Here is an 8,018-nt window from a genome sequence, read left to right as displayed (position 1 = left end):
CACGCCTCGTCCCTGGGCCCGGGGGCCTTGCCCATCGCCCCCCCCCCCCCCCCGCGTCCCCCCGTCCCCCCGCCCGGCGGGGGCCGGGGGCGACCACACGCAGGTCGGCCTCAGCCGACGGCGGGGCCGGAGGTGGTGTTGAGCCAGGACCACTCGGACCAGGTGGAGAAGCCGGTCTGCCAACGGTGGTGGACACCGGTGCCGCTGGAGCCGAAGACCTCGATGCGGCCGTCGGCGTTGGCCGCCGCGGTGATCTCGGTGCCGGGGCCGCCGAAGGCGACCCACTTGTCGTACGGGGCGTTCACGCCGGTCTGCCACAGGTGCTGGGCGGTGGTGCCGTTGATGGCGAAGACCTCCACCCGGCCGTCCGGCGCGTGCTCGCTGGTCAGCTGGGAGTCGGCCGGCCCGCCGGTGGGTTCCCAGCCGGACCAGGTGGTGGGGTTGGTCTGGTAGCGGTGGTAGACGCCGGTGGAGCCGGACGCGAAGACTTCGAGGCGGCCGTCCTGGTTGTGGTCGACGGTGAGGTCGTGGCCGCCGTCACCGAAGGTCTCCCAGCCCGACCAGGCGCCGCTGGCGGCGGTCTGCCACATGTGCTGGAAGGTGGAGCCGTTGAGGGCGAAGACCTCCAGGCGCCCGTCGGGGGACTTGCCGAGTCCGATCTCGCTGTCGGCGGGGCCGCCGCCGGCCGGCTCCCAGCCGGACCAGCCGCTGTTGGGCGCGGTCTGGTAGCGGTGGAAGACGCCGACCGGGCCGGAGGCGAAGACTTCGAGGCGGCCGTCCTGGTTGGCGCCGACCGCGAGGTTGTGGCCGCCGGTGCCGAACGTGTCCCAGCCCGACCAGGCGCCGGAGGGCTGGAGCTGGTAGCGGTGCTGGAGCGTGCTGCCGTTGAGGGCGAACAGCTCCAGGCGGCCGTCCGCGTCCGCGCCGATCGTCAGCCGGGCGCCGCCGGGGCCGTCGAGCGACTCCCACTCGGACCAGTCGCCGTTCACCTTGTTCTGCCAGGCGTGCGAGACGCCGTTCGCCCCGGCCGCGAACACCTCCAGGCGGCCGTCCGCCGAGCGCGCCGAGACGACCCGGCCGGGTTGTGTCGGGTAGACGACCGGGGCCGGCCCGGGGTCGTGGTGGCCGAGCCGGTCGGCGGCGGCCCGGGCCGCGTCCAGGTACCGCAGGTGTGCGCCCTCCTTGTAGGTCGACCACTGCGCCCAGTCGGTGCCCTTGTTGGAGATGCGGTAGGCCGCGTTGGCGTTGCACTGGGCGTCGTAGGCGCAGGCGTCGCTGACCTCGGGGTGCCAGTAGCTGTTGATCTCCCACAGGCCCCGGTCGGTGGACGGCGGCGTGTTGTTCTGGACGTTGGACGCGAGCGGGTTGCAGCTGGACTCGGCCATGCCGACGGCGATCGCGGTCACCAGGGCGTCACCCCGGAAGCCCGCGGTGTAGCCGACCTCGGCGCAGAGGTCGATGCCGGTGGCGGCCGGCGCCGGCGTGGCGCCGACGCCGACCGTCAGGCCCGCCGTCATGCCGAGCAGCGCGAGCGCGGAGACCAGGACCCGATGCAGCGGGGTGGCCGGGGCCGGTGCCGGGGCCGGTGCGGGTCGCGAAGCGCGCCGGAGGAGGGAGGGGAACACCGGGGCGGCCCTCACGCCTTGCGCAGGCGGTCGATGATGCCGTCCAGGTCCTGCCGGAACATGTCCGGCCGGATCTCGTGGCCGCCGGGCACCTCACGCGCGTCGTACGGGATGCCCGCCCCGTCGAGCAGGGAGCGGAACTCGCGCTGCCCGGCCAGGACCTGGGTCTCGTTGACGGTGCTGAACCAGTCGACCGGGTTGGGGCTGGTGCCGGCCACCAGGAAGACCCGCTTGTTGCGGTAGCTCTCGATCCGCTCCACCGGGTTGTCGGCGCTCACCCGCGCCTGGTCCCAGAGCGGCACGCCGTAGACCGTGCCGCCGTTCAGGTCCAGCGCGGCGGAGGAGGCGTTCGCCCAGTGCGCCACCAGGCCGCCGTCCCGGCGCAGGCTGGCCGGGCCGGAGTGGGCGCTGACCGAGGCGAAGTGACCGTAGTACTTGGCGGCGTACTTCAGCGCGCCGAAGCCGCCCATCGAGAAGCCGGCCACCGCGCGGCCGTCGTACTCGGCGTAGGTGCGGAAGTTGGCCTCGACCCAGGGCAGCAGCTGGTTGATGTGGAACTCCTCCCAGTTGCGCGGGCCCGCGTTGGAGCTGACCGGGTTGGAGTACCAGCCGGCGTGCCCGCCGTCCGGCATCACCACGATGATCGGCTTGCCGGCGGTCCAGTCGCGGACGCCCGCCCGGTCGAAGGTGATGAAGTCCTGGTCGTTGCCGCCGCCGTGGAACAGGTACAGCACCGGGTAGGTGCGCCCGCTCCACTGGTAGTCGTCCGGCAGCAGCACGTTCACGGCGGGGTTCCAGCCGATCGCCGAGGTGCGGAAGCGGTAGTACCACATCCGCGGGTCGCTCTCGTTGCGGTCCACGATGCTCAGGCCGAAGCCGTCGCCGGCCGCTGCCGCGGGACTCGCCGAGGCGAGCGAGCCGGCGGCGCCCAGCGCCAGCGCGGCGCCGAGCCCGCCGCCGGTCCTGAGGATGCTCCTGCGGGTGGGGTGCTGGGCGGTCAACGTGGCCTCCTGGGAACGCGCGTGACGGCGGCCCGTCCGGACCGCCCGGTGGTCGAGCGGTTGGGACGGTAGTCACCCGCCGCACGGCGCGGAATCCGGAACGATCCGGACTGACGGGGGGAGGCCCGATCGCCGAGACTGGTGTCTTTGACCCGGAGGGCGGAGGAAGGAACCGAACGGCTCCGCGCCCGGTCGGGCGAGCCAGGTCAGGCGGCGGTGAGCGCGGTCATCAGGGTGCGCAGCACCGTCCCCGTCTCCGTGCCGGGGTCGAGCGACTGGGCGGCGGCCAGGCCGTCCACGGCCGCCGCGAAGGTCTCGCCCAGGAGCCTGGCGTCGAGGCCGGTCCGTCGTTCGTCGGCCAGGAGCCGGAACATGCGCACGAAGCAGGCGCGCCAGCGCCGGTAGTCCTCGTCGAGGCGTTCCCTGATGCGGTCGTCGTTGAGGGCGAGCCAGTGCAGCGCCGAGTGCAGGTGCGCGAGGTCCGGGCTCTCGGGCCGGGTCAGCAGGGCGATCACGCGCTCGGCGCGTTCGGTGAAGCTCCCGGGGAGGTCGACCGCCTCCTCCAGCGGGGTGATCCACTCCGGCCGGATGTCCTCGATCACGGCCACGATCAGGTCGGTCCTGTCCTGGAAGTGGTAGTGGCACATCCCGTGCGAAATCCCGCACAGGGCGGCCACGTTGCGGGTGGTGAAGCGCCCGGCGGCCTCGCCGGCCAGGAGGGTGCGGGCGGCCGCGATCAGGCGGGCCCTGGTCTGCTCGCCCTTGGCCGAGGGACGTCGACGCCCGGCGTCCCCGGCGGCCGAGGGGGTCTGGTCGTTCGAGCGCGTCGCCATGGGCGCAACTGTAACGACCGCCGGGGATCGGCCATCGGGACATCGGCGGATCCGGCCGTCCGGGCTCAGGCGCCCCACCGGTCCCGACTTCTGCGCGAAGAATTGACCGAGCGCTTGGCCAGTTATAGCTTTCCGGTCAACCTCGCCACCCCCACGGCGAGTTGACGGGAGATCCCCCATGAGCGATCAGACCCCCGATCAATGGACCCCGAACAGACGGCGGTTCCTGACAGCGGCCGCCATGACCGCCGCCGGCGCCGCCGTCACGGCGGCCACCGGCCCCCGGGCCCGCGCCGCCGGACGGTCGACGACCCCGCGCGGCGGTGCGCCGGCCGCCCCGGCTCTCGCGGGCGCGTTCTCGGTTCCGGACGACGGCGTCCCGCACACCCGCACCTGGATGGCCTGGCCCGACAGCACGACCATCTACGGGCGCAAGCTCTCCGGCGTGCAGGCCAACATCGCCCTCATCGCCAACACCATCGCGAAGTACGAGCCCGTCCACCTCCTCGCCAACGCGGCCGGCGTCTCCGCCGCCAGGCGCGCCTGCACCAACCCGAACGTCACGGTCATCGGCTCCATCCCGGTCGACGACTGCTGGATGCGCGACACCGGCGCCGTCTTCCGCACCGACGGCGCGGGCGGCCTGGACACCGTCGGCCTCAACTTCAACGGCTGGGGCAACCACCAGCAGCACGCCAACGACGCCCTCGTCGCGCAGCGCGTCGCCGCCTACCTCGGCCTCCCCTTCACTGCCGCCGGCCTGGTCAGTGAAGGCGGCGCCATCGAGACCGACGGCGCCGGGACGCTGATGGCGACGAGGAGCAGCATCATCAACCCCGACCGCAACCCGAACCTGTCCCAGGCGCAGATCGAACAGGCCATGTGCGCGGCCTACGGCGCGAGCAAGGTCATCTGGTTCGACGGCATCAGCGGCCAGGACATCACCGACGACCACGTCGATGCCACCTCGCGCTTCCTCGGCCCCGGCGTCGGATTGGTCCAGACCCCCAATCCGGCCGACCCGCCGGACATCTGGTCCAACGACGAGCAGCAGCAGTACCAGATCCTGTCCTCGTCCACCGACGCCCAGGGGACGCCGATCGCGGTCACCGCGCTGCGGTCGCCGGACTACAACCTGATCCGCGCGGTCAGCAGCAGCTTCGTCGACTCCTACGCCAACTACTACGTCTGCAACGGTGCCGTCATCTCGGCCCAGTTCGGCGACACGACCGCCGACGCCAACGCCAAGAGGGTCCTCCAGGGCCTCTTCCCCGGCCGCACCGTCGTCCAGCTCAACATCGACAATCTCGGGAACCAGGGCGGCGGCATCCACTGCGTCACCCAGCAGCAGCCCGTGCCGTAGGCGGCGGCACGTGTGTGGGGACCCCCCGGGTGGGGCGGGGGGCCACCCCCGGGCACAAGGGGGGTTTTTTTGTTTTTTTGGGGGGGCGGCCCCGGGGGGGCGCGGGGGGCGCGGGGTGGGGGCGGGTGGGGGTTGGGGGGGCCCCCCAGGCGCCGCCGCCCCCCTCCCCACACGGCTCAACTTCGGTGTTATTTCTTGTACTTGAGGGAGCTGCCCGCGTTCAGCAGCTGGACCAGGTCGAACGCGGCGACCGTGAGCGGCGTGAGGTTTGGGGTCCGCAGGCCGTCCTTCATCCGGCGCAGCTCGGCGACCAGGGCCACCTCCTCCTTGCCGAGCGGGCCGACCCGGTCGTCGACGCTGCCGAGCGCGCCGAGGGAGCCGTGGATGTGCACCCAGTCGTCCTGGGTCACGTCCGCCTTCTCCGCCGTGTTCAGGTTCGTGTACTTCCGCAGGAGGTCCTTGCCCGTGGGCATGCCCATCAGCCACTGGTGACGGGTCAGGGGGATCGCCCGCTCCCGGCGGTCGCCGGCGTCGCCGTGTTCGACGGTGTTGGAGTACACCGGCGCCTGCGTGTCGGTCGGGTCGAAGCCCGCCGCCCGGAGGACGAACGCGGCGAACTGGTCGGGGTGTTCGCGGAAGTGGACGCGGAACGGGCGGGGCAGCAGGGTGAAGTTGTGGGCGAAGGACGTGCGGGACATCAGGCCGCCCGCGATCGACTTCGAGTTCGACTTGGGCGGCAGCTTGTCGCCGTTCACCAGGTAGCTGCCGACCAGGGTGGCCAGGCCGACCAGCGCGGCCGTGGACTCGCCGCCGGTGACGTCCTTGCCGAGCCGCTTGGCCTGGTCCTCCGCCTGCTTGCGGATCTGGTCGACCTCGCCGAGGGAGCCCGTGTGCAGGTCGTCCTTGGCCTCCTTCCGCTGCTCGAAGGCGGAAGCGGAGGTGGTGAACGGCTTCTTGTTCGGCACGTTGAGGTACTTCACCAGCCGGGGCAGCTCGTCGAGCTTGAAGCCGCCGGTCATCTGCGGCGCGTAGACCAGCTCGCCGCCCAGCGGGAAGACCATGATTCCGGCGTCCGCCGTGAAGCCCCCGAGCTGCACGTCCGTGAGCGGGAAGGACTCCTCGTCCTGCCGGGCGTCCAGGGCCGCCGAGACCCGGGTGATCTCGCCCATCACGGCGAGGAGTTCGTCCTTCGTGGTGAGCGGCTCGGTGACCCACTCCAGGGCCGACCCGCCCGTCGGGCTGACGTCCGAGGTGAGCTTGTAGTCCGTGCCCCGGCCGACGACGCCCATCTTCGGGACGTCCCGGCCGCGGATAGGGGTCTCCCGGATCTCGCCGTTGGCCATCAGCGGATAGGCGGCGCCCTCCGCGTGCCGCGCGTACTCGTCGGGCTTCTCCTGCCGGGCCCGCTGCAGCCGGGCCCGGCCCGCGTCGGTCGCCTCGAACCGCGGCGGGTCGGCCGGGCCCTGCCGGGGCAGCTCGGCGATCCAGGCCGTCGTGAGCTCGTTGGGCGTCCTGGCCTGCTCGTTCTCGTCCAGGAGATCGGCGGCGACCTTCGCGGCCATGTTCCGGAGGATCTTCAGGCCGATGATGCCGTCGCGCCGGGTGACCTCGTCCTGGTAGGCCTGCTCGTCCTGCGCGGTGAGGTCGTTGTGGTCGCGCACCCGCCACTGCGACTCGAACTCGAAGCCGACCCGGCGCTGGAGCGCGGCGCCGTGGACGTGTCCTTCGTGGCCGTCGGCCGCTCGGCGCTGGACCGGGCGCCGGACGGTCGCGCCGCGGGCGACGCGGGCACCGACGTCGGCGGCCTCGCGCTCCCACCTGCCGTCCGGGTCGCTGAGGCCGGCCGGGGCGTCGTGCTGGGTGGTGTGGTGGATCTCGTGGGCCATCGTCTCGACGTCGCGCAGGACGCCCGCGTTCTGCACGACGATGTTGCTGCCGACGGTGTACGCCCGGGCGTCGATGCCCGCGGCGGCCCGCTCGTCGACCGAGACCCGGACGTGGTCCAGGCTGGTGGCGAAGGCGCTCTCCATGGACCGCTGCACGTCGCCCGGAAGCCGCCGGTTCGCCCGCCCGGCGACGGCGGCGGCGTCCCGCACCGCGGCGCCGCCGTCCGCGTCGCGCTGTACTGCCTCGCGTTGTACCGCCTCGCGCGCGATCATCCGCCCGACGGCGGCGTTCCCGATCGACCGCTGGAGGGCACCGGGCGAGCCGCCGGCCCGTCCGGCGTCGCGGGGCTTGACCTGCTCGCGGTCCGGAGCGGCCTTCCGCTGGGAATCGGTGGTGTGCCGCATGACAGATCCGTTCGCCGAGATCGCGTGCAGAGCCTGACCATCCAGGCTCCCACGGGGCACACCCCGCCGGAACGGCCCGCAGGGCCCAACACAGGGCAAGACGCCCTGCCCGGTGAGGGAAGTCGATCAGGACCTCGGAGCGCACGGGAAGTCGGCCGGGCCGACTTCCCATTCCCCTCCCACCCGGCGTGTGACCGAAGCCTGCTGCCGGAGAGCCGTTCCACGGGATCCGGAGTCCGATCGTGCCGTTCCCAATCCCCAGCTCAGCGCTGTGGGAACGGGTTGGACGTTCCAAACAGTCCGTCCGCTCTCGAAGTCGGCTCCGCTCCTGGCGCAGAGTCGTTCCCGTCGGGCCGAGCACCACGGCCTGATCACGATCAGGGATGCGACCCGCCCCGGGACGAGGGTGCGGGGGATCCCACTCCACCGATCGGAAGGCAGTGAGATGAACAAGAAGATGGCGGCCGCCGCCCTGGCCGCGGTCACCCTCGGAACGGTGCTCCTCGGCACCGCCACGCCGGCCCTCGCGAGCTCCGGCGGCTGCATCAGCGGCGACGCGTGCGTCTACTACAGCCCCGACCTGCAGGGTGCCTTCTTCGGCAAGGGCGAGGACGGCAACTACGACGGCTACTTCGGCGGCGGCGGGGCCGGCAACGGCCAGGCCGTCATGAACAACGCCGCCTCCGTGTGGAACATGGACCAGAACTGGAACGTCCGCGTCTACTACCGCGAGTACAGCATCCGCAACACCGGCCCGAACCAGTACATCCCGCACAACTCGTGGGCCAACCTGGGCGCGGTGCCGTGGAACGGCGGCTCCATCAACATGCGCAACAACAACCACTCGCAGGCCTGGGAACTCTGATCCGGCTCCGACCGGGTGCCGGGCCCCGCTCGTCGGGGAC

Annotated in this window: 6 protein-coding genes; 2 read left to right on the top strand and 4 right to left on the bottom strand. The window is 72.3% G+C overall.

The window, feature by feature from the left end:
• Positions 1–110: 110 nt before the first annotated feature.
• The 3 genes from ACFV4G_RS38970 to ACFV4G_RS38960 all read right to left on the bottom strand — a co-directional run bounded on the left by ACFV4G_RS38970 (position 111) and on the right by ACFV4G_RS38960 (position 3,459).
• The gene (locus ACFV4G_RS38970) at positions 111–1,517 is read right to left on the bottom strand and encodes a hypothetical protein (protein WP_380447542.1); all 1,407 of its coding nucleotides are present in this window, start codon (positions 1,515–1,517) and stop codon (positions 111–113) included.
• Between the two features lie 119 nt (positions 1,518–1,636).
• Positions 1,637–2,626, bottom strand: coding sequence for an alpha/beta hydrolase (locus tag ACFV4G_RS38965; RefSeq protein WP_380447538.1), 990 nt, complete (start codon positions 2,624–2,626; stop codon positions 1,637–1,639).
• Between the two features lie 206 nt (positions 2,627–2,832).
• Positions 2,833–3,459, bottom strand: a complete 627-nt coding sequence (locus tag ACFV4G_RS38960; protein WP_380447536.1) for a TetR/AcrR family transcriptional regulator — start codon at positions 3,457–3,459, stop codon at positions 2,833–2,835.
• Positions 3,460–3,637: 178 nt separating this feature from the next.
• Between ACFV4G_RS38960 and ACFV4G_RS38955 the strand changes: the two genes are divergently transcribed.
• Positions 3,638–4,822 carry an agmatine/peptidylarginine deiminase gene (locus ACFV4G_RS38955; RefSeq protein ID WP_380447534.1) on the top strand — a complete coding sequence of 395 codons (1,185 nt, stop codon included), beginning with the start codon at positions 3,638–3,640 and terminating at the stop codon, positions 4,820–4,822.
• A gap of 188 nt (positions 4,823–5,010) precedes the next feature.
• Here the strand turns inward: ACFV4G_RS38955 and ACFV4G_RS38950 are convergent, their stop codons facing one another.
• Positions 5,011–7,113, bottom strand: coding sequence for a DUF4157 domain-containing protein (locus ACFV4G_RS38950; RefSeq protein ID WP_380447532.1), 2,103 nt, complete (start codon positions 7,111–7,113; stop codon positions 5,011–5,013).
• A 445-nt stretch (positions 7,114–7,558) separates the two neighbouring features.
• On the opposite strand from ACFV4G_RS38950, the gene ACFV4G_RS38945 reads away from it, so the two are divergent.
• Positions 7,559–7,978, top strand: coding sequence for a peptidase inhibitor family I36 protein (locus tag ACFV4G_RS38945; protein WP_380447531.1), 420 nt, complete (start codon positions 7,559–7,561; stop codon positions 7,976–7,978).
• Positions 7,979–8,018 lie beyond the last annotated feature (40 nt).

It is taken from the genome of Kitasatospora sp. NPDC059747, from assembly GCF_042732955.1.
GTDB lineage: Bacteria > Actinomycetota > Actinomycetes > Streptomycetales > Streptomycetaceae > Kitasatospora.
This window is presented reverse-complemented; position numbering and strand designations above follow the sequence as displayed.

Bases quoted from the DNA above. Each gene is read 5' to 3' on its own strand.
- ACFV4G_RS38960 (WP_380447536.1), bottom strand. From the start codon at position 3,459: ATGGCGACGCGCTCGAACGACCAGACCCCCTCGGCCGCCGGGGACGCC.
- ACFV4G_RS38945 (WP_380447531.1), top strand. From the start codon at position 7,559: ATGAACAAGAAGATGGCGGCCGCCGCCCTGGCCGCGGTCACCCTCGGA.
- ACFV4G_RS38970 (WP_380447542.1), bottom strand. From the start codon at position 1,517: ATGACGGCGGGCCTGACGGTCGGCGTCGGCGCCACGCCGGCGCCGGCC.
- ACFV4G_RS38955 (WP_380447534.1), top strand. From the start codon at position 3,638: ATGAGCGATCAGACCCCCGATCAATGGACCCCGAACAGACGGCGGTTC.
- ACFV4G_RS38950 (WP_380447532.1), bottom strand. From the start codon at position 7,113: ATGCGGCACACCACCGATTCCCAGCGGAAGGCCGCTCCGGACCGCGAG.